This is a genomic window from Rhodanobacter sp. FDAARGOS 1247 (assembly GCF_016889805.1).
In the GTDB taxonomy this organism is placed as follows: Bacteria; Pseudomonadota; Gammaproteobacteria; order Xanthomonadales; family Rhodanobacteraceae; genus Rhodanobacter.
In genome coordinates this window covers 1,095,626-1,122,383 of the sequence record NZ_CP069535.1, presented here as the reverse complement: position 1 = coordinate 1,122,383, position 26,758 = coordinate 1,095,626, and the positions used below count along the sequence as shown (strand labels likewise).

The 26,758-nt window shown below is 65.4% G+C and carries 18 protein-coding genes, 4 tRNA genes, 1 other RNA gene and 1 pseudogene; 5 read left to right on the top strand and 19 right to left on the bottom strand.

Translation table 11 applies throughout. From position 1 onward, the window contains the following. Positions 1 to 30: 30 nt before the first annotated feature. From rpsL to I6J77_RS04795, 16 genes are all read right to left on the bottom strand, one after another. Entirely contained in the window at positions 31 to 405 is a 375-nt protein-coding gene (gene rpsL, locus I6J77_RS04870; protein WP_007810190.1) for a 30S ribosomal protein S12, read from the bottom strand. A 177-nt stretch (positions 406 to 582) separates the two neighbouring features. Further along, complete coding sequence (gene rpoC, locus I6J77_RS04865) at positions 583 to 4,797, bottom strand: DNA-directed RNA polymerase subunit beta' (RefSeq protein ID WP_056714031.1); 4,215 nt, start codon at positions 4,795 to 4,797, stop codon at positions 583 to 585. Positions 4,798 to 4,927: 130 nt separating this feature from the next. After that, on the bottom strand, positions 4,928 to 9,088 hold the full coding sequence (gene rpoB / locus I6J77_RS04860) for a DNA-directed RNA polymerase subunit beta (protein ID WP_204110782.1): 4,161 nt from the start codon (positions 9,086 to 9,088) through the stop codon (positions 4,928 to 4,930). Positions 9,089 to 9,352: 264 nt separating this feature from the next. After that, a complete protein-coding gene (gene rplL / locus I6J77_RS04855) occupies positions 9,353 to 9,721 on the bottom strand; it encodes a 50S ribosomal protein L7/L12 (RefSeq protein WP_007810198.1) in 369 nt (122 codons plus the stop codon). 44 nt (positions 9,722 to 9,765) lie between these two features. Beyond that, a complete protein-coding gene (rplJ, locus tag I6J77_RS04850) occupies positions 9,766 to 10,299 on the bottom strand; it encodes a 50S ribosomal protein L10 (protein WP_007810200.1) in 534 nt (177 codons plus the stop codon). A gap of 349 nt (positions 10,300 to 10,648) precedes the next feature. Then, positions 10,649 to 11,356, bottom strand: coding sequence for a 50S ribosomal protein L1 (rplA, locus tag I6J77_RS04845; RefSeq protein ID WP_204110781.1), 708 nt, complete (start codon positions 11,354 to 11,356; stop codon positions 10,649 to 10,651). 3 nt (positions 11,357 to 11,359) lie between these two features. Beyond that, complete coding sequence (rplK, locus tag I6J77_RS04840) at positions 11,360 to 11,788, bottom strand: 50S ribosomal protein L11 (RefSeq protein ID WP_007810203.1); 429 nt, start codon at positions 11,786 to 11,788, stop codon at positions 11,360 to 11,362. A gap of 310 nt (positions 11,789 to 12,098) precedes the next feature. Beyond that, positions 12,099 to 12,659, bottom strand: coding sequence for a transcription termination/antitermination protein NusG (nusG, locus tag I6J77_RS04835; protein WP_007810205.1), 561 nt, complete (start codon positions 12,657 to 12,659; stop codon positions 12,099 to 12,101). Between the two features lie 13 nt (positions 12,660 to 12,672). Further along, positions 12,673 to 13,062 carry a preprotein translocase subunit SecE gene (secE, locus tag I6J77_RS04830; RefSeq protein WP_204110780.1) on the bottom strand — a complete coding sequence of 130 codons (390 nt, stop codon included), beginning with the start codon at positions 13,060 to 13,062 and terminating at the stop codon, positions 12,673 to 12,675. A gap of 81 nt (positions 13,063 to 13,143) precedes the next feature. Further along, positions 13,144 to 13,219: transfer RNA gene (locus I6J77_RS04825), tRNA-Trp, on the bottom strand. Between the two features lie 106 nt (positions 13,220 to 13,325). Continuing rightward, positions 13,326 to 14,516 (bottom strand): elongation factor Tu, encoded by a 1,191-nt coding sequence (gene tuf / locus I6J77_RS04820; RefSeq protein WP_056764501.1) that lies wholly within the window; start codon positions 14,514 to 14,516, stop codon positions 13,326 to 13,328. A gap of 72 nt (positions 14,517 to 14,588) precedes the next feature. Further along, a tRNA-Thr gene (locus I6J77_RS04815) sits at positions 14,589 to 14,664 on the bottom strand. A gap of 182 nt (positions 14,665 to 14,846) precedes the next feature. Further along, positions 14,847 to 14,920: transfer RNA gene (locus tag I6J77_RS04810), tRNA-Gly, on the bottom strand. Between the two features lie 18 nt (positions 14,921 to 14,938). Continuing rightward, a non-coding RNA gene (locus I6J77_RS04805) (RtT sRNA) lies at positions 14,939 to 15,081 on the bottom strand. 38 nt (positions 15,082 to 15,119) lie between these two features. Further along, positions 15,120 to 15,205: transfer RNA gene (locus I6J77_RS04800), tRNA-Tyr, on the bottom strand. Between the two features lie 93 nt (positions 15,206 to 15,298). Further along, positions 15,299 to 15,787, bottom strand: coding sequence for an acyl-CoA thioesterase (locus I6J77_RS04795; RefSeq protein ID WP_007806863.1), 489 nt, complete (start codon positions 15,785 to 15,787; stop codon positions 15,299 to 15,301). 146 nt (positions 15,788 to 15,933) lie between these two features. Between I6J77_RS04795 and I6J77_RS04790 the strand changes: the two genes are divergently transcribed. Beyond that, a complete protein-coding gene (locus I6J77_RS04790; RefSeq protein WP_204110779.1) occupies positions 15,934 to 18,249 on the top strand; it encodes a SpoIIE family protein phosphatase in 2,316 nt (771 codons plus the stop codon). After that, positions 18,246 to 18,632, top strand: coding sequence for an STAS domain-containing protein (locus tag I6J77_RS04785; RefSeq protein WP_056764190.1), 387 nt, complete (start codon positions 18,246 to 18,248; stop codon positions 18,630 to 18,632). Before I6J77_RS04790 ends, I6J77_RS04785 begins: the two co-directional genes overlap by 4 nt. A gap of 10 nt (positions 18,633 to 18,642) precedes the next feature. Here the strand turns inward: I6J77_RS04785 and I6J77_RS17765 are convergent, their stop codons facing one another. Then, entirely contained in the window at positions 18,643 to 19,635 is a 993-nt protein-coding gene (locus I6J77_RS17765) for an isoaspartyl peptidase/L-asparaginase family protein (protein WP_239309267.1), read from the bottom strand. A gap of 249 nt (positions 19,636 to 19,884) precedes the next feature. Beyond that, positions 19,885 to 20,343, bottom strand: a pseudogene (locus I6J77_RS17760) (cyanophycinase); the annotation flags it as partial. A 426-nt stretch (positions 20,344 to 20,769) separates the two neighbouring features. Here I6J77_RS17760 and I6J77_RS04775 point away from each other — a divergent pair. The 3 genes from I6J77_RS04775 to I6J77_RS04765 all read left to right on the top strand — a co-directional run bounded on the left by I6J77_RS04775 (position 20,770) and on the right by I6J77_RS04765 (position 25,556). Next, on the top strand, positions 20,770 to 21,357 hold the full coding sequence (locus I6J77_RS04775; RefSeq protein WP_343123465.1) for a sigma-70 family RNA polymerase sigma factor: 588 nt from the start codon (positions 20,770 to 20,772) through the stop codon (positions 21,355 to 21,357). Continuing rightward, entirely contained in the window at positions 21,335 to 22,387 is a 1,053-nt protein-coding gene (locus I6J77_RS04770; RefSeq protein ID WP_204110776.1) for a FecR domain-containing protein, read from the top strand. Before I6J77_RS04775 ends, I6J77_RS04770 begins: the two co-directional genes overlap by 23 nt. A gap of 88 nt (positions 22,388 to 22,475) precedes the next feature. Beyond that, positions 22,476 to 25,556 (top strand): TonB-dependent receptor, encoded by a 3,081-nt coding sequence (locus I6J77_RS04765; protein ID WP_204110775.1) that lies wholly within the window; start codon positions 22,476 to 22,478, stop codon positions 25,554 to 25,556. Between the two features lie 57 nt (positions 25,557 to 25,613). Here the strand turns inward: I6J77_RS04765 and ychF are convergent, their stop codons facing one another. Continuing rightward, complete coding sequence (gene ychF, locus I6J77_RS04760; RefSeq protein ID WP_204110774.1) at positions 25,614 to 26,702, bottom strand: redox-regulated ATPase YchF; 1,089 nt, start codon at positions 26,700 to 26,702, stop codon at positions 25,614 to 25,616. Positions 26,703 to 26,758 lie beyond the last annotated feature (56 nt).

Sequence of the window (26,758 nt, the reverse complement as noted above, 5' to 3'; positions counted from 1 at the left end):
TGTAAAGCGGCCAGCGAGGGCCGCGCGACATTACTTCTTCGGGCGCTTGGCGCCGTACTTCGAGCGCGACTGACGACGCTTGGTGACACCGGCGCAGTCCAGGCTGCCGCGCACCGTGTGGTAACGCACACCGGGCAGGTCCTTGACGCGACCGCCGCGAATCAGCACCACCGAGTGCTCCTGCAGGTTGTGACCTTCGCCACCGATGTAGCTGATGACCTCGAAACCGTTGGTCAGGCGCACCTTGGCAACCTTGCGCAACGCCGAGTTCGGCTTTTTCGGGGTGGTCGTGTAGACGCGGGTGCAGACACCACGACGCTGCGGGCTGCTCTGCAGGGCCGGCGACCCGCTCTTGTAGGTCTTGGGGCTGCGCGATTTGCGCACCAACTGATTGACTGTCGTCATGCGTAGCTGTTCCTGAAAACATAAAGGCAGCCCGATCAAGCTCGGTCTGCCAAGAAGCGGGAATTTAACATGAGCAGCCTGCCATAGGCAAGCCAACGCTCAGTCGTCCTGGACCCGAACACGAGGTGCGTCCATGCACCTCATTTCGTATGTCAGCGAGCAATACCCCTAACGGGCTTACTCGACACCGTTTTCACTACCGACCGGAGCCTCGGCGAACGAAGCTGCAGGCGTGGCGCTGGAGAGAGTTTCCAGATCCGAGGCGGACAAACCGCCCTGGCGACGACGCGATGCGTGGTACGCCAAGCCTGTACCTGCCGGAATTAGACGGCCGACAATAACATTTTCCTTCAGGCCACGCAAGGTATCGCGTGTGCCACGAACCGCCGCCTCGGTAAGGACGCGGGTGGTTTCCTGGAACGAGGCCGCCGAGATGAACGACTCGGTCGCCAGCGAGGCCTTGGTGATGCCCAGCAGGATCGACTGATACTGCGCCGGACGCTCGCCCTTGCTTTCGGCACGATCGTTTTCGCCATTGATCCGCACGCGCTCGATCTGCTCGCCGCGCAGGTAATGACTGTCACCCGGCTCGACGATCTCGACCTTGCGCAGCATCTGGCGAATGATCGCTTCGATGTGCTTGTCGTTGATCTTCACGCCCTGCAGGCGGTACACGTCCTGGATTTCCTTGACCAGGTACGAGGCCAGCGGCTCCACGCCCAGCAGGCGCAGGATGTCATGCGGGCTCGGCTCGCCGTCGACGACGGTTTCGCCCTTCTCCACATGCTCGCCTTCGAACACGATGACCTGGCGCCACTTCGGAATCAGCTCTTCGTGCTCATTGCCGTCGACGTCCTTGATCACCAGGCGCTGCTTGCCCTTGGTGTCCTTGCCGAAGCTGATGATGCCCGAGCGCTCGGCCAGGATCGCCGGCTCCTTCGGCTTGCGTGCCTCGAACAGGTCGGCCACGCGGGGCAGACCACCGGTGATGTCGCGGGTCTTCGACGATTCCTGCGGGATACGGGCCACCACGTCGCCCACGCCCACTTCGGCACCGTTCTGGATCGACACGATCGCACCGGCCGGCAGGAAGTACTGCGCGGCGATGTCGGTGCCCGGCAGCTTCAGCTCGCGACCCTTGGCATCTTCCAGGCGCACGATCGGACGCAGGTCCTTCGCCTGCGCGCCGCGGCGCTTCGGATCGGTCACCACCGCCGACTCCAGGCCGGTCAGCTCGTCGGTCTGGCTCTGCACGGTGACGCCATCGAGGAAGTCGATGAAGCGCACCACACCGGCCACCTCGGTGACGATCGGATGGGTATGCGGGTCCCAGTTGGCCACGGTCTGGCCGGGCTTGACCGCCGCACCGTCCTTGACCGCGATGGTGGCGCCGTACGGCACCTTGTAGCGCTCGCGCTCGCGGCCGCTGGCGTCGATCACGCTCAGTTCGCCCGAACGCGACACCGCGACCAGGTGGCCGGCCTTGTGCTGCACCGACTTCAGGTTGTTGTACTTCAGCGAGCCGGTGGTCTTCACCGTCACGTTGTCCACCGCCGCCGCACGCGAAGCCGCGCCGCCGATGTGGAACGTACGCATGGTCAGCTGGGTGCCGGGCTCGCCGATCGACTGCGCAGCCACCACGCCCACGGCTTCACCCATGTTGACCAGATGGCCACGGGCCAGGTCGCGGCCGTAGCACAGCTTGCACACGCCATGCTCGGCTTCGCAGGTGATCGGCGAACGCACCTTGATCAGCTGCACGCCGGCCTTGTCGAGCTTCTCGACCAGGGCCTCGTTGAGCAGGGTGTCGCGGGTGACGATCGGCTGGTCGTCGTCGCCGGGGGCGTAGACGTCCTCGACCACCACGCGACCCAGCACGCGCTCGCGCAACGGCTCGACCACATCGCCGCCTTCGACGATCGGCTGCATGATGATGCCGTCCTCGGTGCCGCAGTCATCCATGGTGATGACCACGTCCTGCGCCACGTCGACCAGGCGACGGGTCAGGTAACCGGAGTTCGCCGTCTTCAACGCGGTATCCGCCAGGCCCTTTCGAGCGCCGTGGGTCGAGTTGAAGTACTGCAGCACGTTCAGGCCTTCGCGGAAGTTGGCCTTGATCGGAGTCTCGATGATCGAGCCATCCGGACGGGCCATCAGGCCGCGCATGCCGGCCAGCTGGCGAATCTGCGCCACCGAACCACGGGCGCCGGAGTCGGCCATGATGTACAGCGAGTTCATCGACTTCTGGTTGACCATCTTGCCGTCGGCATCCTTCACCTTCTCGGTGCCGATGCCGTCGATCATCGCCTTGGCGACCAGTTCGCTGGTGCGCGACCAGATGTCGACCACCTTGTTGTAGCGCTCGCCGGCGGTGACCAGACCCGACTGGTACTGCTGCTGGATCTCGACGACTTCCTTCTCGGCTTCTTCCAGGATCGGCTTCTTCTCGTCCGGGATCAGCATGTCGTCGATGCCGATCGAGATGCCCGAACGGGTCGCGTAGCGATAGCCGGCGTACATCAGCTGATCGGCGAACACGACCGTGTCCTTCAGGCCCAGCAGACGGTAGCTGGAGTTGATCAGGCGCGAGATGTTCTTCTTGGTCAGCTCGGTGTTGGCCAGCTCGAACGGCAGGCCTTCGGGCATGATTTCGGCCAGCAGGGCACGACCCACCGTCGTGTCGACGATCCGGGTCTGCTGCGTGCGGGTGCCGTCTTCGGCGATGTGCACCAGCTTCATGCGCACCTTGACCTTGGCGTGCAACTCCACCGCGCGGTTGTCGTACGCACGACGCGCCTCGCCGATGCCGGAGAACACCATGCCGGTGCCCTTGGCGTTGATCAGTTCACGGGTCAGGTAATACAGACCCAACACCACGTCCTGCGTCGGCACGATGATCGGCTCGCCGTTGGCCGGCGACAGGATGTTGTTGGTCGACATCATCAAGGTGCGCGCTTCCAGCTGCGCCTCGATCGACAGCGGCACATGGACGGCCATCTGGTCGCCGTCGAAGTCGGCGTTGAAGGCGGTACACACCAGCGGATGCAGCTGGATCGCCTTGCCTTCGATCAGCTTCGGCTCGAACGCCTGGATGCCGAGGCGATGCAGGGTCGGCGCGCGGTTCAGCATGACCGGATGTTCGCGGATCACCTCTTCGAGGATGTCCCAGACCTGGGCTTCCTCGCGCTCGACCAGCTTCTTGGCCGCCTTGATGGTGGTGGCTTCGCCACGCGCCTGCAGCTTGGCGAAGATGAACGGCTTGAACAGCTCAAGCGCCATCTTCTTGGGCAGGCCGCACTGGTGCAGGCGCAGGGTCGGACCGACCACGATCACCGAGCGACCGGAGTAGTCCACGCGCTTGCCCAGCAGGTTCTGGCGGAAGCGGCCCTGCTTGCCCTTGATCATGTCGGCCAGCGACTTCAGCGCGCGCTTGTTGGTGCCGGTGATGGCACGGCCGCGGCGGCCGTTGTCGAGCAGCGCATCGACCGATTCCTGCAGCATGCGCTTCTCGTTGCGCACGATGATGTCAGGCGCGTTGAGCTCGAGCAGCCGCTTCAGGCGGTTGTTGCGGTTGATCACGCGGCGATACAGGTCGTTCAGGTCGGAGGTGGCGAAACGGCCACCGTCCAGCGGCACCAGCGGACGCAGGTCCGGCGGCAGCACGGGCAGCACGGTCAGCACCATCCACTCCGGCTTGTTGCCGGACTCCAGGAACGCCTCGATCAGCTTCACGCGCTTGGTGAGGCGCTTCAGCTTGGTCTCGGAGTTGGTGGAGGTGATCTCTTCCTTCAGGCGGATGACTTCGCCCGGCAGGTCCAGCGACTTCAGCAGGTGGAAGACGGCCTCGGCACCCATGCGGGCATCGAATTCGTCGCCGTGCTCTTCGGTCGCTTCCAGGTACTGGTCTTCGCTGAGCAGCTGGCCGCGCTCGAGCGCGGTCATGCCTGCATCGATCACCACGAAGGCTTCGAAGTACAGGATGCGCTCGATGTCGCGCAGGGTCATGTCCAGCATCAGGCCGATGCGCGAGGGCAGCGACTTCAGGAACCAGATGTGCGCGGTCGGGCTGGCCAGCTCGATGTGGCCCATGCGCTCGCGGCGCACCTTGGCCAGCGTCACTTCGGTACCGCACTTCTCGCAGACCACGCCACGATGCTTCATGCGCTTGTACTTGCCGCACAGGCACTCGTAGTCCTTCACCGGCCCGAAGATCGCGGCGCAGAACAGGCCGTCACGCTCCGGCTTGAACGTGCGGTAGTTGATGGTTTCCGGCTTCTTCACTTCGCCGTACGACCACGAGCGGATCAGCTCCGGCGACGCGAGCGCGATCTTGATCGCGTCGAAGTCAGGCGTCGCGCGCTGCTGGTTGAAGAGGTTGAGCAAGTCTTTCATTTGAATCTCCGGTCGGAGCTTGTCTTGGGTCGAGGTCCGCGATTCGAACAGGATCAGGTTCGCCGGATCCGGGAGCGGGAGCCGGGCCTGCCTTCGCAAGTCCCGAATCCCGTCTCCCGAATCCCGCCAATCACTTGGCCTCTTCCAGGTCGATGTTGATGGCGAGCGAGCGGATTTCCTTCACCAGCACGTTGAAGGACTCCGGCATGCCCGCGGACATCTCGTGGTTGCCGTCGACGATGTTCTTGTACATCTGGTTGCGGCCCTGCACGTCGTCGGATTTCACCGTCAGCATTTCCTGCAGGGTGTAAGCCGCGCCGTAGGCTTCCAGCGCCCAGACTTCCATTTCGCCGAAGCGCTGGCCGCCGAACTGGGCCTTGCCGCCCAGCGGCTGCTGGGTGACCAGCGAGTACGGACCGGTGGAGCGCGCATGCATCTTGTCGTCAACCAGGTGGTTGAGCTTCAGGTAGTGCATGTAGCCCACGGTGACCGGGCGATCGAACGCCTCGCCGGTGCGGCCGTCGTACAGCGTGGTCTGGCCCGACTCGGGCAGATCCGCCAGCTTCAGCATCGCCTTGATCTCGGTCTCTTCGGCACCATCGAACACCGGCGTCGCCATCGGCACGCCTTCCTGCAGGTTGGTGGCGAGCGTGAAGATCTCCTTGTCGGTGAGCGACTTCAGGTCGACGTGCTGCACGGCACCGGCCACGTGGGTGTTGTAGATCTGGTCGAGGAACTCGCGGATCTTGGCGACCTTCTCCTGCGCTTCGAGCATCTTCTGGATCTTCTTGCCCAGGCCCTTGGCGGCCCAGCCCAGATGGACTTCCAGAATCTGGCCGATGTTCATGCGCGACGGCACGCCCAGCGGGTTCAGGCAGATGTCCACCGCCTCGCCGTTGGCCATGTACGGCATGTCTTCCACCGGCACCACGTTCGACACCACGCCCTTGTTGCCGTGGCGACCGGCCATCTTGTCGCCCGGCTGGATGCGGCGCTTCACGGCCAGGAACACCTTGACCATCTTCAGCACGCCCGGCGCGAGGTCGTCGCCCTGGGTGATCTTGCCCTGCTTCTCCTTGAAGCGCTTGTCGAACTCTTCCCGGTGGCGCTTGATCTGGTCGGCGGCACGCTCGAGGAACTCGGTGACGTCCTCGTCCTTGACGTTGATCTTGAACCAGTCGTCCTTCTTCAGGCCGTCCAGGTAGGCGTCGGTGATCTCGGTGCCACGCTTCAGGCCACCCGGGCCGCTCATCGCGGACTTGCCGAGCAACTGGGTGCGCATGCGGCTGTAGATCGCGCCCTCGAGGATGCGGAACTGGTCATCCAGATCCTTGCGGATCCGCTTGACCTCGGTCTCCTCGATCTGGCGGGCGCGCTTGTCCTTCTCGATGCCGTCGCGGGTAAAGACCTGCACGTCGATGACGGTGCCGTCCATGCCCGGCGGCACGCGCAGCGAGCTGTCCTTCACGTCGGACGCCTTCTCGCCGAAGATCGCGCGCAGCAGCTTCTCTTCCGGGGTCAGCTGGCTTTCGCCCTTGGGCGTGACCTTGCCGACCATGATGTCACCGGCCTTGACCTCGGCACCGATGTAGACGATGCCGCTCTCGTCCAGACGCGCCAGCGCCTGCTCGCCCACGTTCGGGATGTCGGCGGTGATTTCCTCGGCGCCCAGCTTGGTGTCACGCGCGATGCAGGACAGCTCCTCGATGTGGATCGAGGTGTAGCGGTCTTCCTGCACGACGCGCTCGGACAGCAGGATCGAGTCTTCGAAGTTGTAGCCGTTCCACGGCATGAACGCGATCAGCATGTTCTGGCCGAGCGCAAGCTCGCCCAGGTCGGTCGACGAACCGTCGGCCAGCGTGTCGCCCTTCGCCACCACGTCACCCACGTTCACCAGCGGACGCTGGTTCAGGTTGGTGTTCTGGTTGGAGCGGGTGTACTTGGTCAGCGTGTAGATGTCGACGCCGGCGTCGTTGTCGCCGACCTCTTCCTCGTTGACGCGCACCACGATACGGGCCGCATCGACCTGGTCGATCACGCCGCCGCGCTTGGCGGAGACGATGACGCCCGAGTCACGCGCCACGGCGCGCTCGATGCCGGTGCCCACCAGCGGGGTCTGCGAACGCAGGGTCGGCACGGCCTGACGCTGCATGTTCGCGCCCATCAGCGCGCGGTTCGCGTCGTCGTGCTCCAGGAACGGCACCAGCGCTGCGGCGACCGACACGGTCTGCATCGGCGAGACGTCCATGTAGTCGACTTCAGCGGCCGGACGCAGCTCGGATTCGCCACGGAAACGGCAGGACACGAAGTCCTCGATGAAGGCGCCGTGCTTGTCCAGCGGCGAGTTTGCCTGGGCGATCACGTGATCGCCTTCCTCGATCGCCGACAGGTAGTCGACCTTGTCGGTCACCTTGCCACCCGCGACCTTGCGGTACGGCGTCTCGAGGAAGCCATACGAATTGGTGCGGGCATACACGGCCAGCGAGTTGATCAGGCCGATGTTCGGGCCTTCCGGCGTTTCGATGGTGCAGACGCGGCCGTAATGGGTCGGATGCACGTCGCGCACTTCGAAGCCGGCGCGTTCACGGGTCAGGCCGCCCGGCCCAAGTGCCGACACGCGGCGCTTGTGGGTGACTTCCGACAGCGGGTTGTTCTGGTCCATGAACTGGGACAGCTGCGAGGAGCCGAAGAACTCCTTCACCGCGGCCGCCACCGGCTTGGCGTTGATCAGGTCCTGCGGGGTCAGGCCATCGGCCTCGGCCAGCGACAGGCGCTCGCGCACCGCACGCTCCACACGGACCAGGCCGATGCGGAAGGTGTTCTCGGCCATTTCGCCGACCGAACGCACGCGGCGGTTGCCCAGGTGGTCGATGTCGTCGACGGTGCCATGACCGTTCTTGATGTCGATCAGCACCTTCAGCACGTCGAGGATGTCGGAGCTCTCGCCCTGCTCGGCGACCAGGCGCTGCGACTCGTCTTCCTTGCGCTCGCTGAAGTACTTGTGGTCGTACAGCACGCCCGGGCCGAGGATTTCCTTGCGGCCCACGCGACGGTTGAACTTCATCCGGCCCACGGCCGACAGGTCGTAGCGATCGAAGGTGAAGAACAGGTTGAAGAACAGGTTCTGCGCGGCATCCTTGGTCGGCGGCTCGCCCGGACGCATCATGCGATAGATTTCCACCAGCGCCTCCAGCGGCGTCTTGGTGTTGTCGATGCGCAGGGTGTGCGAGATGTAGGCGCCGCGATCCAGGTCGTTGACGTACAGCGTCGGCACGGTCTCGATGCCGGCCTTGCGGAACGCTTCCATCTGCTCGGCGGTGATCTCGTCGTTGGCCGAGGCCAGCAGCTCGCCGGTCTTGGCGTCGACGATGTCGGTGGCCACGATACGGCCGACCGGGTAGTCATCCGGCACTTCCAGCGCGGTGATGTTCTCCGCGGCCAGCTGACGCACGTGGCGCGCGGTGATGCGCTTGCCGGCTTCCACCAGCACCTTGCCGCCGATCGCCAGGTCGAAGGACAGCGTTTCGCCGCGCAGGCGCTCGGCGACGAGCTCCAGCGTGGTGCCGCCCTTCTTGCCCAGGTGAAACACGTTGTGCTCGAAGAACGTGGCGAGCATTTCTTCGTTGTTGTAGCCGAGCGCGCGCAGCAGCACCGTCACCGGCAACTTGCGGCGACGGTCGATGCGGGTGAACAGCGCGTCCTTCGGGTCGAACTCGAAGTCCAGCCACGAACCGCGGTAGGGGATCACGCGGGCGGAGAACAGCAGCTTGCCCGAGCTGTGCGTCTTGCCGCGGTCGTGGTCGAAGAACACGCCCGGCGAACGATGCAGCTGCGAGACGATCACGCGCTCGGTGCCGTTGATGATGAAGGTGCCGGTGTCGGTCATGAGCGGAATCTCGCCCATGTAGACCTCCTGCTCCTTGATGTACTTGACCACCTTCTTCGAGGCCGGGCTGTCCTTGTCATAGATGACCAGGCGCACGGTGGTGCGCAGCGGCGCACCGTAGGTCATGCCGCGGTTGCGGCACTCGCGCTCGTCGAACGCCGGTTCGCCGAGGCGGTAGTCGACATACTCGAGTGCGGCATTGCCCGAATAGCTGGAAATCGGGAACACCGACTTCAACGCGGCATGCAGACCCTTCTCGCCACGCTGTTTCGGCGCAACATGCTCCTGCAGGAACTCCCGATAGGAATCAGTCTGGATGGTCAGCAGGTTTGGCACGCCCAGTACGGGCGGACGCTTGCCAAAGTCCTTGCGGATGCGTTTCTTCTCGGTAAACGAGTAGGCCATGATCGGTAGCGCCTCGGTTCGCAGTGACGCCGGTGGTGCACACACCGGCTGAATGAAAAAATCTGGTCTTTGCCGGATGGCCAAGGCCATCCGGGGCGGGGATTTGGGAATCGAGAATCGGGAATCGTCAAAGCGGAGCGCGCGCTTTCTTCAACAATTCCCGATTCTCCATTCCCCATTCCCGTTCAAACGGGCAAAGCCCGGGAGCTTTCGCTCCCAGGCTTGCTTTGACATCAAGTCGAAGCAGCGGCGTACAAACGCCGATTACTTCAATTCGACGGTAGCGCCGGCAGCTTCGAGGTCCTTCTTGAACTTCTCGGCGTCTTCCTTGGACACGGCTTCCTTCAGGACGCCGCCGGCCTCGGTGAGGTCCTTGGCTTCCTTCAGGCCCAGGCCGGTGATCGCGCGGACAGCCTTGATCACGTCGACCTTCTTGGCGCCGGCGTTCTTCAGGATCACGTCGAACTCGGTCTGCGCTTCGGCAACCGGAGCAGCAGCGGCCGGGCCGGCCACGGCAACCGGGGCAGCGGCGGTCACGCCAAACTTCTCTTCGATGGCCTTCACCAGGTCCATCACTTCCATCAGCGACTTGGCGGCGACGGCTTCAACGATCTGTTCGTTGGTCAGGGACATTGCATTTACCTCTGGAAATAGATTCGGATTGATAGACGATGAACTTAGGCGGGTTCGGCTTCAGCCGGGGCTTCGGCGGCGACTTCGCCACCACCCTGCTGATCGGCGACGGCCTTGACGACGCGCGCGAACATGGTGGCCGGTTCGGCCAGCACGCGGGCCAGCATGGCCAGCGCCTGTTCGCGGGTCGGCAACGCGGCCAGCACGTCGACGTGCGACGCCGGCAGCAGCTTGCCTTCCACCGAGACGAGCTTCGCCTTCAGCTTGTCGTTGCCCTTGGCAAATTCCTGGATCAGACGCCCGGCAGCGCCGGGCTCTTCGGTCGAGAATGCGTACAGCAGCGGACCGACCAGGACGTCCTTGACGACCTCGAATTCGGTACCGGCCACGGCGCGCGACGCCAGCGTGTTCTTGACAACTCGCAAGTACACACCGGATTCGCGGGCCTTCTTGCGCATCGCGGTCATCTGAGCGACCGTGGTGCCCGCATACTCGGCAGCAACCAGGGAGTGAGCCTTCGAAGCAACGTCTGCCAGTTCGGCGACTACTTCTTTCTTCTGTGACAGATTGAGAGCCATTGCACTCCTCCAAATGAACTCCGCTCACGGCTCCTGCCGCTTGCGGTCCTGGGCGACGCCATCCGTGACGTCGGGGACATTGCGGTGTCCCGGGTGTTGGCCTTTCCAGAAGTCGAACGATTCCAGAAGGGGCAGCACCATCTGCGCAGGCCGGATTCGCAAGAACCCGATTAAGCAACCCCGTTGGCGACGCCGGCGATTCCCTGCCGTCACCGAGCTCCCTGCCCGTCGTCGTCGCGCGCTGGTTGCGCCTGCGGTCTTTGACAGCGGTCCCGCCCCATGCAGCAGGCCGGAACTGCCCTCAAAAACTGCCCGCGCCGCCCGAATCAGGCGCCGCGGGACTTGAGTCTTACTTGGCGGACAGGGTCAGCGACGAGGTATCGACGGCAACGCCGACGCCCATCGTGCTGGACAAGGCCACTTTCTGCAGGAACACGCCCTTGGCGGTGGACGGCTTGGCCTTGACCACGTCGCCGATCAGCGTGTTCAGATTGTCCGCCAGCTGTGCCGGATCGAAGCTGGCCTTGCCGATGGTGGCGTGGATGATGCCCGCCTTGTCGTTGCGGAACTTCACCTGGCCGGCCTTGGCATTGGTCACCGCGGTGGCGACGTCGGCGGTGACCGAGCCGTCCTTCGGGTTCGGCATCAGGCCGCGCGGGCCGAGCAGCTGGCCCAGCTTGCCGACCACCCGCATCGCGTCCGGCGTGGCGATCACGCGACCGAAGTCGAGATCACCGGCCTGCATGCGCTCGGCCAGGTCGTCCATGCCGACGGCGTCGGCACCGGCGGCCTTGGCGGCATCGGCCTTCTCGCCCGGCGGGCAAAACACGGCGACCTTGACGGTCTTGCCGGTGCCGTGCGGCAGCAGCGAGGAACCACGCACGCCCTGGTCCGACTTCTTCGCGTCGATGCCCAGACGCACGGCCACGTCCACCGACTCGGCGAACTTCGCCTTGGCGTTGTCCTTGATGATCTTCAATGCTTCTTCCAGGCCGTAGAACTTGCCCGGCTGCACCGCGGCCTTGGCCGCCTTCATGCGCTTCGTGAGCTTTGCCATGTCTTAACCCTCCACCACAAGGCCCATGCTGCGGGCGCTACCGGCAATGGTGCGCACCGCGGCGTCGAGATCGGCAGCCGTCAGATCCGGCTCCTTCTGCTTTGCCACGTCTTCCAGCTGCTTGCGGGTGACCTTGCCCACTTTGTCGGTGTTCGGCTTGGACGAACCCTTCGCGGTGCTGGTGATCTTCTTCAGAAGAATCGTGGCCGGCGGGGTCTTGGTGATGAAGGTGAAACTGCGGTCGGAATACGCCGTGATGATGCACGGGATCGGCAGACCCGGCTCCAGCTTCTGCGTGGCGGCATTGAAGGCCTTGCAGAATTCCATGATGTTCAGGCCGCGCTGACCGAGGGCGGGACCGACCGGCGGCGAGGGGTTGGCCTGACCGGCCTTGACCTGCAGCTTGATGTAACCGACAACTTTCTTTGCCATGGGATTTTCCTCGCGAGTCCAGGCGCCTTGCGGCTCCTCGCTGTTCACCGATCCGTGGATGGAAGGAAGATCCGCCTCTTGCGGATCCGAAAACGCGGACACGCCGGGCCAAAAAGACCCCGCGTGAACCGCGCAGTATAGAGATTTAGCGAATCATCAGCAAGCCCCGTGCCAGCGGGGGCATCGGGGCGTGAATCAAGAGCGGGTGGATCTGGTCAGGTGGGGGTTCCCCCTCTCCAACTCTCCCGCGCAGGCGGGGGAGAGGGCGAAGGTGCCGAGCGGGAGTCGCCCTATCGGACTTCACCCGGACTCAGGCTTTCTCGACCTGACCGAATTCCAGTTCGACGGGGGTCGAGCGACCGAAGATCAGCACCGCGACGCGCAGGCGACTCTTCTCGTAGTTGACTTCCTCGACCACGCCGTTGAAATCGTTGAACGGGCCTTCGGTGACGCGCACCATCTCGCCCGGCTCGAACAACACCTTGGGCCTGGGCTTCTCGACGCCTTCGCGCACGCGGCTGAGGATGGCATCGGCCTCGCTGTCCCGGATCGGCAACGGACGATCGGCAGTACCGCCGATGAAGCCCATCACCTTGGGGGTTTCCTTGATCAGGTGCCAGCACTCGTCGTCGATGCGCGGCGACTTGCCTTCGGTGTTCGTCTCGATCTGGACCAGCACGTAGCCGGGGAAGAACTTGCGATCGCTGCGGCGCTTCTGGCCGCCGCGCATCTCGATCACTTCCTCGGTCGGCACCAGAACCTCACCGAACCGCTCTTCCATCTCGGCGCGCTTGATGCGCTCCTCGAGCGACCGCTTTACCTGATTTTCGAAGCCCGAATAGGCGTGTACCACATACCAGCGCTTGCTCATGCTCACCTCAGGCTTACAGCTTCAGCAGCCAGTCCAGAATGACCGACTTCAGGATCAGGTCGATCAGACCGAGCAGCAGCGACAGGACGATCACCACCACGATGATGATGCCCGTCGTCTTGATCGTCTCGTCGCGGGTCGGCCAAACGACCTTGCGCATCTCGAACTGCGATTCGGCAACGAAGTTCCGAACCCGCCGCCCCAGAGCGGTAAAAGCCGCAATCGCCATCGCCACGACCAGCGCCGCGAGCACGCCAAGCAGACGCACCGACGAGGAAATGCTGCCGTCCCGACCGAACCAGGAATAGGCAAAGATACCGGCAGCCAGCACCAGCACCGCCAGTACCAGCTTGCCGATGTCGGCGGCGTTCGTGCCCTTGGGCTGTTCTACCTTGGTATTCATGCACTAGTGACCGGGTGTCAGCAGCATGCCGTGCCTCGCGGCCGACCCTGCCACCACCATCCGTCTCGATCCTCGGTGAAGTGGCACGCCAGGAGGGACTTGAACCCCCAACCTGCGGTTTTGGAGACCGCTGCTCTGCCAATTGAGCTACTGGCGTAAAAACGGGAACAGGGAATAGAGAATCGGGAATGGTAACCGATCTGGAGCGTGTCGTGCTTCGCTCCAGCGATTCCCGATTCCCGATTCCCTACTCCCGATGTATTTTACTTGATGACCTTGGCCACCACGCCGGCGCCGACGGTGCGGCCGCCTTCGCGGATGGCGAAACGCAGGCCTTCGTCCATCGCGATCGGGTGGATCAGGCTCACCACCATCTTCACGTTGTCACCCGGCATCACCATCTCCACGCCTTCCGGCAACTGGCAGGCGCCGGTCACGTCGGTGGTGCGGAAGTAGAACTGCGGGCGGTAGCCCTTGAAGAACGGCGTGTGACGGCCACCCTCGTCCTTCGACAGCACGTAGACCTCGGCCTCGAAGTCGGTGTGCGGGGTGATCGTGCCCGGCTTGGCCAGCACCTGACCACGCTCCACGTCGTCACGCTTCAGGCCGCGCAGCAGCAGACCGGCGTTGTCGCCCGCCTGACCCTGGTCCAACAGCTTGCGGAACATTTCCACGCCGGTGACGGTCGTCTTCTGCGTGTCGCGGATGCCGACCACTTCGATTTCGTCGCCGACCTTGATGATGCCGCGCTCGATACGACCGGTCACCACGGTGCCGCGGCCCGAGATCGAGAACACGTCTTCCACCGGCATCAGGAACGGCTTGTCGATCGTGCGCACCGGCTCCGGGATGTAGCTGTCCAGCGCGTCCACCAGCTTGATGATCGACGGCACGCCGATGTCGCTCTGGTCGCCTTCCAGCGCCAGCTTGGCCGAACCGTGGATCATCGGGGTGTCGTCACCCGGGAACTCGTACTTCGACAGCAGCTCGCGCACTTCCATCTCGACCAGTTCCAGCAGCTCGGCGTCGTCCACCATGTCCGCCTTGTTCAGGTAGACCACGATGTACGGCACGCCGACCTGGCGCGACAGCAGGATGTGTTCGCGGGTCTGCGGCATCGGGCCGTCAGCGGCCGAGCACACCAGGATCGCGCCGTCCATCTGCGCCGCACCGGTGATCATGTTCTTCACGTAGTCGGCATGGCCCGGGCAATCCACGTGCGCGTAGTGGCGCAGCGGCGACTCGTATTCCACGTGCGCGGTCGAGATCGTGATGCCGCGCGCCTTCTCTTCCGGCGCCGCGTCGATCGCGCTGTAGTCCTTGAACTCGCCACCGAAACGTTCCGCCCCGACCTTCGTCAGTGCGGCCGTCAGCGTCGTCTTGCCGTGGTCCACGTGACCAATCGTGCCGACGTTGACGTGCGGCTTGGTGCGTTCGAATTTACCCTTTGCCATGCGCGCTACACCCCGATGGAGTCGATGAATTGAAGAAACTGCCCCTTCGGGGCTGGCCGGACTGGCCTGAATTGGTGCTCATAACAGGAATCGAACCTGTGACCTCTTCCTTACCAAGGAAGTGCTCTACCGACTGAGCTACATGAGCGTGGTGTATTTCATCCATCGTCCCTGATGGTAACTTCAGACCGGCGTCCTGCCGGACTCTTCATAACTTCAGCCATCTTCCCGGACGGCGGCTTCAGACCGGCGTCCTGCCGGGCCACTCAAAAACGCGTCGATCTGCGCAGTTGTCGCCTCGATCAACAGCGCCTGACACTTGCAGAGCAATGGAGCGGAAGGCGGGAATCGAACCCGCGTAATCAGTTTGGAAAACTGATGTTCTACCATTGAACTACTCCCGCCTGGCGCGGAACTCTTGCTGGTGGAGGGAGGTGGATTACTCCGGGCATCCTGCCCTCCGCCCCTCCGGGGCCGCGCCGCTTTCGCGTCGCGTTCAAAATCGCTCCAGGCGATTTTGTCGAACCACGACGGCGGATCTCATCCACCTCCATGGCCCTGCTTGTCAGATCTCTACAAACTTGATTACCGGGGTATTCAAGCTGGTGGAGGGAGGTGGATTCGAACCACCGAAGGCGTAAGCCAGCAGATTTACAGTCTGCCCCCGTTGGCCGCTTGGGTATCCCTCCAACAAAGAACGCGTATTGTGTGGATCGAGCCTCGAACTGTCAACACCTGCAGACGTGAATTTCACCTGCGGCGACGATTTTCTGCCGCCGCGTTCAGTCCGGCGAAGTGGCGTTGAGGCGAACCAGCTGCTCCATGTCCTTCGACGCCTCGAGCAGCCGCCTGGCCTGTGCCTGCAATCGCCGCTCGGCGTCGTCGCGCGGCTCCCAGTGCGGCACCGGCGTGGGCTTGCCATCCGGACTGTCCAGCGCCACGAAGACCATCACGCAGCTGGTGGCCAGGCGCCGCTCGTCCTTGCGCAGGTCGCTGGCCAGCACGTCCACGGCGAGATGCATGCTCGACGTGCCGGTGTGGATCAGGCGCGCCCGCACGGTGACCAGGTCGCCGATCAGGATCGGCGCCACGAACTGGATGCCGCTGACCGAGACGGTGACGCAATAGGCCCCGCTCCACGCCACTGCACAGGCGTAGCCGGCCTGATCGATCCACTTCATCGCCATGCCACCATGCACCTTGCCACCGAAATTGACATCGGTGGGCTGGGCGAGGAAGCGGAAGGTCACTTCGTGCTGTTGTCCGGGCATGGGGCTGGCATCTCGTGGCGTAGTCCGTGGCGGCAATTATGCCCTGACCGCGCAGTCGCGCCCGCCCCGGTCGACACCAGTCCATCGGCTTGCGGCCGGCTTCGCTTCATGGCTAGATGCGGCGCAGGGAAGCCGGGGGAACACCAATGGTCTTGCGCAGCATCGCATCGCGGACGGCATGGTGGGTTCTGGTCGGCTCCACCCTCGTGCTCGGCGCCATCGGCGGCCTGCTGCTTGCCCTGACCCGGGCGCAGATCCTGCAACATACCCATCACGAGGCCGCCGCCTTGGCCGCCAACGCGGGCAGCCAGATCCAGGCCCGCGTCGATCGCGTCGCCGTCTCGGCGCAGATGCTTGCCGCGATCATCGCCAGCCGCCAGGACGATGCCGAACCCCTGCTGCGGGACACCCTGGCCGCCAACCTGGACATCGACGGTCTGGCCGCCGTGTTCAGGCCGTCCCCGGATCCTGCCGCCCCGCGGCCCCATTCGCCCTTCGTGAACCGCCTGGACAATGGCGCGCTGAGCAGTCGCGACCTGTCGCAGGACGCCAATCCCTACTGGAACAACAACTGGTTCCTCGGCGGCCTTGGCTGTGCCGGCGGCTGCTGGCAGCGACCGTTCTTTTCGCAGTCGCGGCATCGCCAGCTGGTCAATTACTCCACCACGATCGAACGCGACGGGCACCCGATCGGCATCATCAACGCCGATGTCACGCTCAACTGGCTGCACCGAATTCTCGGCAGCCTGGACAAGCCGCCGGGCGCCTACGCCTTCGTGCTGGACAGCGACGGCAATTACCTGGCGCACGACAATCCGGAATTGGTCGGCCAGCGTGGCGGCACCGCCCTGCTCGACGCGCTGGCCAGCGACCACGCCGAGTCCATGCGGCTGCCGGTGGCGCAGAACCCGCGGGCCAAGGGGCCGGTCTGGGTCTACTCCGCCCCGATCCAGGGCACCCGCTGGCGGCTCGGTCTGGTGGTGCCGGAGTACCAGATCTACGCCGGCGTGCGGCACATTTTCCTGTTGAGCCTCGCCCTGGGCCTGGTCGCGATGCTCGGCGTGGCGCTGATCACGCTGTTGACGATCCGCCGCACGATGGCGCCGCTCGGCGTGCTGGCCGACCGTGCCGAGCACGTCGCCCGTGGCGAACTGGATTTCGAACTGCCGGTGGCCCGCCGCCCCGACGAGGTGGGTCGTCTCACCGAATCTTTCGACCAGATGCGTCGCGAGCTGGCCCTGCACCTGGAGGACCTGGCCCGGGTTGCACGGGAAAAACAGCGGCTGGCCAGCGAGCTGGAGATCGCCCACCAGATCCAGCTCGGCCTGTTGCCGAATGCGCATTACCTGGACGCCGTCTGCGCGCAGTTCGAACTGCACGCCGCGCTGCGCCCCGCGCGAGCGGTCGGTGGCGATCTCTACAGCTATTTCATGCTCGACCCGCAGCGCTTCTTCGTGATGGTCGGCGACGTTTCCGACAAGGGCATCCCGGCCGCCCTGTTCATGGCGCAGACGATCACCCTGGCCAAGGCGCTGGCGCCGCGCGCCCAGACGCCGCCGAACCTGCTGCGGCTGCTCAACCTCGAACTGTGCCGCGGCAACGACAGCTGCATGTTCGTCACCCTGCTGTGCGGCCTGCTGGACACCGGCAGCGGCAACCTGGTGCTGGCCAGCGCCGGCCACGAGCCGCCGATCCTGTGTGGCCGCGGCACGCCGCAGGTGCTGGAATTCCCCACCGGGGCCGTGCTCGGGCTGTACGAGGATTCGGACTACCCGGAACACGTCTTGCGCCTGGGCCGGGGCGAAACGCTGCTGATGTACACCGACGGCATCACCGAAGCCAGCGACCACGACGAGCAGATGTACGGCATCGAACGCACCGTGGAAAGTCTCGCGCAGGTTCCGCCGACGGCGGCCACGGCCACCTACATCGAGCGCCTGCTGGGCGACGTGGACCGCTTCGTGGCCGATGCTCCGCAGGCCGACGACATCACCCTGCTGGCACTGAGCTGGCACGGCTCGGCACTCAAGGCCACCGAGATGACCATCGACAACCAGCTGCCGGAGGTATTCGCCGCGCTCGACCGCTGCGAGCAGTTGCTGCAGGACACCGGCACCCCGGCGGCGTTGTGCGGTGACATGCGCCTGGTGCTGGAGGAGCTGATGGTCAACACGGTCGAATACGGCTATCCCGATGGCCAGCCCGGCCAGATCGGCCTTCGGTTGCAGCCCCTGGCGGATGCCGTCACGGTCGAGCTGATCGACGACGGCGTCGCCTTCGACCCGCTGCAATCCGCCGATCCCGTCCTCACCGGCGACCTGGCCGATCGCGAACGGGTCGGCGGTCTCGGCATCCATCTCGCGCGTACCATGACCGACGAAATGCGCTATACACGGGACGCACAAGGCAACCACCTGCTGCTTCGCTTCGCCTACCCGACCCAGGATGAATCTTCACCATGACGCTCAGCCTGCACAGTGAATTCTCCGCCCCCGATCGCGCCGTCGTGCAAGTCGGCGGCCGCCTCGATGCGATGACCTTCGGCGAACTCGACGAGGCCATGCTCGCCCTGCTGCCGCAGCTGCCCGATGGCGGCACCGTGGTGATCGACCTGGCCGGGCTGACCTACATCAGCAGTGCCGGCCTGCGCAGCTTCGCCAAGGTGCGCAAGAGCATGCGCGCCCGCGGCGGCCACACCCTGTTGCTGAACCCGCAGGCGCAGGTGCGCAAGGTGTTCGACATCGTCAAGGCGGTGCCGGTGAACGAGGTGTTCACCAGCACGCAGGAGCTCGACGCCTATCTGGACCGCATGCAGCGACAGATCACCGAAGGCGACGACGCCTGACCCATGCTGTTCAAGGCGTGGGTGGCGGCAACGCCAGTGGATCGTTGTCGTAGATCGCCACGTGCGGCACGCCGTCGGCACCGATCCACCCCCGGTACATGCCCTCGGTGTTGAACGGCATCGCCACGCTGCCATCGGCGCCAAGGATGATAGCGCCGCCGTCGCCGCCCATCTGCGGGATCTCGTCGTTGATCACCGCCTTGCCGGCCTGTGCCGCCGACTCGTGCAGCCCGGTCATGCGCAGGCAAATCTCGCGCGCCGCCGAAACGCGGATGTAGTACTCGCCCCAGCCCGTACCTGAAGCCGCGCAGGCCACGTTGGCATAGGTGCCCGCGCCCACGATCGGCGAATCGCCGACCCGGCCGTAGCGCTTGTCGGTCATGCCGCCGGTCGAGGTGCCGGCGGCCAGGCGGCCTTCGCTGTCGCGCGCCACGGCGCCGACGGTGCCGAAATGTTTCAGCGCGCGCAGCCGTTCGGGCAGCGGCACGCCCGCGGCGTCTTCCTTCAGCGCCTTCTGCAGTTCCAGCCAGCGCCGCTCGGTGCGGAAGTACGCCGGATCGACCAGCTCGAATCCCTGCTCCGTGGCGAATTTCTCCGCGCCGTCGCCGACCATCATCACGTGCGGCGAATGCTCCATCACCGCGCGCGCCAGCAGGATCGGATGCTTCACGCGATGGACTTCCGCCACCGCGCCGGCCGCCAGCGTCGAGCCGTCCATGATCGAGGCGTCCAGCTCGTTCCTGCCGTCATGGGTAAACACCGCGCCCCTGCCGGCGTTGAACAGCGGATCGTCCTCCAGCACGGCGATCGCCGCCGTCACCGCGTCGGTCGCGGCCTTGCCGGCCTTGAGCTCCGCATAGCCCTTGCGCAATGCCAGTTCCATCGCGGCACGGGCACCGGCTTCGATCTGCGGCGTCATGCCCGCCCGCTCCACGCCCGCGCCGCCGTGGATCACCAGCAGCGGCGCATGCTCGCCGCGCAGGGTCAGCTCGCCATTACGCACGTCGGCGACGGCCTCGAATACCGGCCGCTCGACCGCGAGACGCTTCAGGTCGATCCGGCTTTGCGTGCCCACGCCGGTGACGCGCGTACCCGGGTAGTCGAGAGGTTTGCCGGCAGCGATTCGTTCCGGCTTGCCCTGCGGCTGCACCAGCCAGGCGAAGCCGTTGTCGATGGTGAACAGCCGCCCGATGCCATCGCCGTCCACGCACAGCGCCGCATCCTGATCCACGCCCAGGCCGACGATGTCGGCATGGCCCGCGTGGCGCAGGTTGGCCACGAACGCAATCAGTCGGCCGAGCCGGTCGCGGGCGTGGAAGTGGGTGTCGGTGATCACCTGCTGCATGTTGGGCAGGTGCATGAAATCGCCGACCAGGGTCATCGCCTTGCCCAGCGGGTCGCGCATCGCCTCCTTCGAGGTGATGCTGCCGCCATCCATCGCGCCATAGGCATGAGCGCCGAGAATGGCGAGCCCCGCGCTGGTGCCGCCGATCGGCTTGCCGTGGGCCACGTGCTCGTTCAACAGCGCGCCCAGCGGCGTGCCCTTCCAGAACCGCACGTAGTTGGCCTGGTCGCCGCCGGCGATGAAGATGCCGTCCGCGTGCCGCACGATGTCCAGCACCCGTGGATCGCTGGCGGCGGCGCGATCGTGGAACACCAGCGTCTGCACCGAGGCGACGCCGCCGACTTCGTTGAACAGTTCCTTCTGCATGCCGTCGTCGCCGGAGGCGCGCAGTATCACGAAATGCCCGTGGCCACCCTTCGCGGCGAACCAGGCGAACGCCTTGTGCGGCCACTCCCCGCCGCCCATCAACATCAGTGCCGGCTCGGTCGCGGCGGGGCGAACCGCCTCCGGATGGCCGATCCGGTAATACTCGTAGCCATGGCGCGCAGCGGCATCCGGCACGCCCGCCTGCGCCACCGCCAGCCACGGCGCAAGCAACAGGACGAGCAGGCAAAGCAGGTGGCGCGGCGGCGCGGCGAACCGCTGGAGCAAGGTCGTCATCGGGGTCTCTCCGGGCAGTTCCACCCGCGCAAACAGCGGGCACACACCTGATCCGGGACGAAGCTGGACGGCCGATCCCCCATGCCTTCGGACAAGATGTTTCCCGCCGGCATTGGCGCTATCGTCGCCAGCGTGGACGACTCCCTCAACAACTGGTTTGCCCGCGAAATCCTCGTGCACGAAGGCGCGCTGATGCGTTACCTCTTGCGCAGCTGGTTCCATCGCGACGAGATCCACGACCTGCGCCAGGAGATCTACGTACGCGTCTACGAGGCCGCGGCGAAGGCGCGCCCAGCGCAACCGAAGTCCTTCATGTTCACCACCGCGCGCCACCTGATGACCGATCGCCTGCGCCGCAGTCGGGTCGTCTCGATCGATGCCGTGGGTGATCTGGACGCGCTGAACGTCCTGATAGACGAGTTGTCGCCGGAACACCGGATGAGCGCGCGGCAGGAACTGCGGCACCTGGCCAGCGCCTTCGACCGCCTGCCCGACCGTTGCCGGGAGGTGGTCTGGCTGCGTCGGGTCGAGGAACTGTCGCAAAAGCAGGTCGCAGCACGCATGGGCATCAGCGAAAAGACCGTGGAAAAGCAGGTCGCCAAGGGCTCGCGCCTGATCGCCGAATACTTCTACGGCGGCACGCCGACGCATCGCGCGCGCCGCGACCGGATCATGGAAGCCAATGACGGGAACGGACATGGCCAGCAGCAGGGAGATTGAGCAGGTCGCCGCTGCCTGGCTGGCGCGACGCGACGCCGGCGGCTGGAGCGCGCGCGACCAGCAGCAGCTCGACGCCTGGCTGGATGAGGCGGTCGCGCACCAGGTCGCCTTTCTCCGGCTGGATGCCGCGTGGCGGCAAAGCGGCCGGCTGCAGGCGCTCGGCGCCGGCATGGCGCCGGGCGTGGTGCCCGCACGCGGCAGTTGGGCGCACGCGTCGCATGGCGAAGACGAGGCGCCCGCCACGACGCGGGATCGTGCCGAGCCGGAACGAGGCAGCCGTGCGGGATCGCACCGCTGGCTGCGCCTGTTCGCCGCGGCGGCGATGCTCGCCCTGGTCGTGTCGCTGGCGCTGGGCTGGCGCCATTACACCGCGGTCGACCAGGCTTCCTACCAGACCGCGATCGGCGGCTTGCAGGAGGTGCCGCTGGCCGACGGCTCGACCGTCACGCTGAGCAGCGACAGCCGCATGCTGGTCACCCTGTCCCACGGCGAGCGCCACATCGACCTGCAGCGTGGCGAGGCGTTCTTTGCCGTGGCCAAGGATCGCGCCCGGCCTTTCGTGGTCAGCACCGGCAGCCGCCGGGTGATCGCCGTGGGCACCCGCTTCGCCGTGCGCCGCGACGCCGCCGATCTGCGCGTGGTGGTGACCCAGGGCCTGGTGCGGCTGGAGTCGGACAACCGGCCCGACGGCGAACGCCAGCCCACCACCTTGCTGCCCGCCGGCAGCATCGCCACGGCCAGCGATGCCGGCGTGGTGGTGCGCTCCGGCCCGGTCCAGCAGGCCGAGGAATACCTCAGCTGGCGCAGCGGCTTCGTCAGCTTTCACGACACGCCACTGGCCACCGCCGCCGCCGAGTTCAACCGCTACAACACGCGCAAGATCGTGATCGGCGACGCCAGCGTGGGCAACATGTGGGTGGGCGGCAACTTCCGCTGGTCCAACACCGACGCCTTCGTGCGCCTGCTGGCGCAGGGCTTCCCGATCAGGGCGCAGCAGCAGGGCGACAACATCGTGCTGCGCCGCCGCTGAGGTTCGCGCGAGGGGGGATTTGCCGCAGCCGTTCGTCCCGGCTTTCACATGGCGCGCATCGCGTGCGCCCACCTGGGGAGAGGTGACCATGGTTCGTTCGCTACGCGGCATGCTGTTCGTGATGGCCTGTTCGGTGTCGGCCTTCGCCTCGGCCCAGGGCAATGCGGTCCGGCAGATCGACATTCCCGCCGGTGAGCTGGTCACCGCCCTGGACAGCCTGGCGCGCCAGTCCGGCGCCCAGTTCATCTATCAGGCGGATCAGCTGAAGGGCCTGCGCACCAGCGGCGTGCATGGCGCGCTGTCGGCCGACCAGGCGCTGGATCGCCTGCTCGCCGGCACCGGCTTCACCGTTCACCGCGACGACTCCGGCGCCGTCGTCATCGTGAAGGGCGCCAGCCAATCGGTTCGGCCGGCTTCGTCGGCCACGCCGGCCAGCAGTCGCAGCGGCGCGAGCGCGGACCCGCAGGAAGCCACCCGGCTGGACGAAGTCCAGGTCACCGGCTCGCGCATCCCCCGCGCCCAGGTCGAAGGGCCGGCGCCGGTCACCGTGATCACCGCCAACGACATCAAGGCCAGCGGTTTCGCCAGCGTGCCCGACGTGATGCGCGCGATCACCCAGAACAGCGGCGAAACGCAGAGCCAGCAGTCCTCCAGCGGTGCCGATTTCTCGCCCGGCGCCGAGGAAGTCGACCTGCGCGGACTCGGCCCCAACCACACCCTGGTGCTGGTCAACGGCCGCCGCATCGCCGACTTTCCGATGCCGTTCAAGGGCCGCAGCAACTTCACCGATGTCTCCAACATCCCGATCGGCATGATCGACCGCATCGAGGTGCTCACCGGCAGCGCCTCGGCGGTCTACGGTTCGGACGCGATCTCCGGCGTGGTGAACTTCATCCTGAAGGACCACGCCGACGGCACCACCATCGACCTGCGCTACGGCGACACCACCCGCGGCGGCGGCGCCTCGACCAAGCTCAACTTTTCCACCGGCTTCTCGCACGACGATTTCAACCTGGTATTCGGCGCCGAGCTGATCGACCAGAAGCCGCTGTGGGCCTATGACCGGAAGATCCAGGATTCCACCGCCGACGCGCCCACCGAACGCTCGCAGGTACCGCGGCGCACCTTCCTCAACGGCGACTGGAACGACGACTACATCGATCCGGGCCAGGCCACCTGCGATGCGCTGGGCTACCTCAACGGCGGCACCACGGTGTACGCGAATCGTCCGCGCTACGGCAATTTCTGCGGCAGCGCGGAGTCGATCGGCTACGGCACCATCCTCAGCCAGCGCCGCGGCATCAACACCTACACCTCGGCCAACCTGAAGATCAACGACAACCTGAGCTGGTTCGGCGACATGCAGCTGGGCTGGAGCAAGGTCGAGCTGTTCCGCGACGTCGAGCAGTGGAACTACCAGGCGCCCGACGGCAACGAGGACGGCTACTTCTACAACGCGCACAGCGGCGGCATCGAGAACTGGTATCGCCAGTTCACGCCCGAGGAAATGGGCGGCCTCGGCCGCGGCATGATCGAGAACACCCAGAAGACCTTCAGCCTCACCACCGGCCTCAAGGGCACGTTCGGCCAGGCCTGGGATTACGAGGCCTCGCTGAGCCACTCGCAGTACAAGGCGCTGATCAGCTGGCCGCAGACCGTCGCCTCGAAGGCGAATGACCTCTACCTCGGCCCGCAGCTCGGCGTGGACGCCGACAGCGGCCTGCCGATCTTCGACGCCGACCCGAGCCGCCTGTACACGCCGCTGAGCCGCGCCGAATACGACTCGATCACCGCACGCACCAACTACCACCCCGAGTCGCGCAGCGACACGCTGGCGTTCACCCTGACCAACACCGAGCTGTTCAGCCTGCCGGCCGGGCCAGCCGGTTTTGCCGGCGTGGTCGAGTACGGCAACCAGTCCTACGACCTCAAGCCCGACCCGCTGGCCACCCAGTATTACTACTACAGCTGGAAGGACTCCGACGGCCACGGCAGCCGCAACCGCTGGGCCGCCGCCGGCGAGCTGCGCATGCCGCTGCTGGATTCGCTCAACTGGAGCGTGGCCGGTCGCTATGACCAGTACCGCTTCTCCGGCCACAAGACCGGCAAGCTGACCTGGAGCACCGGCCTGGAATGGCGCCCGCTGGATACCCTGCTGGTGCGCGGCTCCTACGGCACCGCATTTCGCGCGCCGGACCTGCACTACGTCTACTCCGGCATCGGCAACGACGAGACTTCGGGCAACGACTACTACCTGTGCCGCACCGAAGAGCCGGACGAGGACATCACCGACTGCTCGTATTCCGACCAGGGCCTGATCCGCACACGCCAGGGCAATCGCGACCTGGACTCCGAAACCAGCACCTCGTGGACCGGCGGCTTCGTCTGGTCGCCCACGCCGAACCTGGACTTCTCGGTCGACTACTTCAACATCCGCATGCAGAACCAGGTGCAGGACCTCAGCACCGACCGCATCCTGCAACTGGAAGCCAGCTGCCGCATCGGCAGCGACGTGAACGGCAACGCGGTGGATGCGAATTCGCCCAGCTGCATCGACGCGATAGCGCGGGTGAACCGCTACCCGGCGGACAGCGCGGTCGACCCGGGCGGCCTGTACGGCATCTTCGTCAACCCGATCAACGTCGCCAACGAGCGCACCAGCGGCGTCGACGTCAGCAGCCATTACAAGCTGGAAACCGCGATCGGCACGTTCCGCTTCAGCGGCAACTACACCTGGACGCGCAACCACCTGTTCCAGCAATACCCGGGCGACCCGACCCTGGACGAGCTGGCCGTCAACAGCGGCTTCGACATTCCCCGCGAGAAGACCAGCGCGAGCGTGTCGTGGGAACGCAAGGCCTGGTCGGCGACGCTGTTCGGCTCACGCCTGGGCCGACTGCCGAACTCCGACTCCTACGACCAGATCGTCGACACCGACGCCGGCGAGGCCGCCTGGGCGCACGCCACCTATCGCTACAACGCCACGCTGCAATACAAGTTCAGCGACCACGCGCAACTGTCGCTTGCCGTCGACAACCTGTTCGACAAGCTGCCGCCGCGCGATCCCAGCTACACCGCCTATCCGTATTACGACGTGTCCTGGTTCGACGCCGCCGGCCGCAGCTACTTCCTGCAGTTCACCTGGAAGCTTGGCGGCAGCGCGCTCTGAACCGCACAAAAAAACAGCGCACCGGAGTGCGCTGTTTTCGCGACGGATGGAACCGCGTCAGACGTTGAACAGGAAGTGCAGCACGTCGCCGTCCTTGACGATGTATTCCTTGCCTTCCTTACGCAGTCGGCCAGCTGCGGCGGCGCCGGCTTCACCCTTGTACTGGATGAAGTCGTCGTAGCTGATCGTCTCGGCGCGGATGAAGCCCTTCTCGAAATCGCTGTGGATCACGCCCGCCGCCTGCGGCGCGCTGGAGCCGCGGCGCAACTGCCAGGCGCGCACTTCCTTCACGCCGGCGGTGAAATAGGTCTGCAGGTCGAGCAATTTGTAACCCGCGCGGATCACCCGGTTCAGGCCCGGCTCGTCCAGGCCCATGTCCTTCAGGAACTCGTCGCGGTCGGCGTCGTCGAGCTGCGCCATCTCTTCCTCGATCGCGGCGCACACCGGCACCACCTCGGCACCCTCGGTGGCGGCGCGCTCGCGCACGGCATCGAGCAGCGGGTTGTTCTCGAAGCCGTCGTCGGGAACGTTGGCGATGTACATCAGCGGCTTCAGGGTCAGCAGGAACAGGTCGCGCACCAGCGCCTTCTCTTCCTCGTCCAGGCCCAGGCTGCGTGCGGACTTGCCTTCGTTGAGGCCGGCCGACAATTTCTGCAGCACCGGCTTGCGCGCCAGCGCTTCCTTGTCGTTCGCCTTGGCCGCGCGCTCGGCGCGGTTCAGCGCCTTGTCCACCGACTCCAGGTCGGCCAGCGCCAGCTCGGTGTCGATCGTCTCGATGTCGGCGATCGGATCGACCTTGCCGGCCACGTGGATCACGTCACCCTCGAAGCAGCGCACCACGTGGGCGATCGCATCGACCTCGCGGATGTGCGCCAGGAACTTGTTGCCCAGGCCCTCGCCCTTCGACGCGCCAGCCACCAGGCCGGCGATGTCGACGAACTCCACCGCGGTCGGAATCACCCTCTGCGGGTTGACGATCCCGGACAGCGCATTCAGCCGCGGGTCCGGCACCGGCACCACGCCGACGTTCGGCTCGATCGTGCAGAACGGAAAATTCGCCGCCGCGATGCCCGCCTTGGTCAGCGCGTTGAACAGGGTGGACTTGCCGACATTGGGCAGACCGACGATGCCGCATTTGATGCCCATGGATGTGATTCCGGGAATAGGGAATGGGGAATCGGGAATAGGAGAAGCAGGAATCG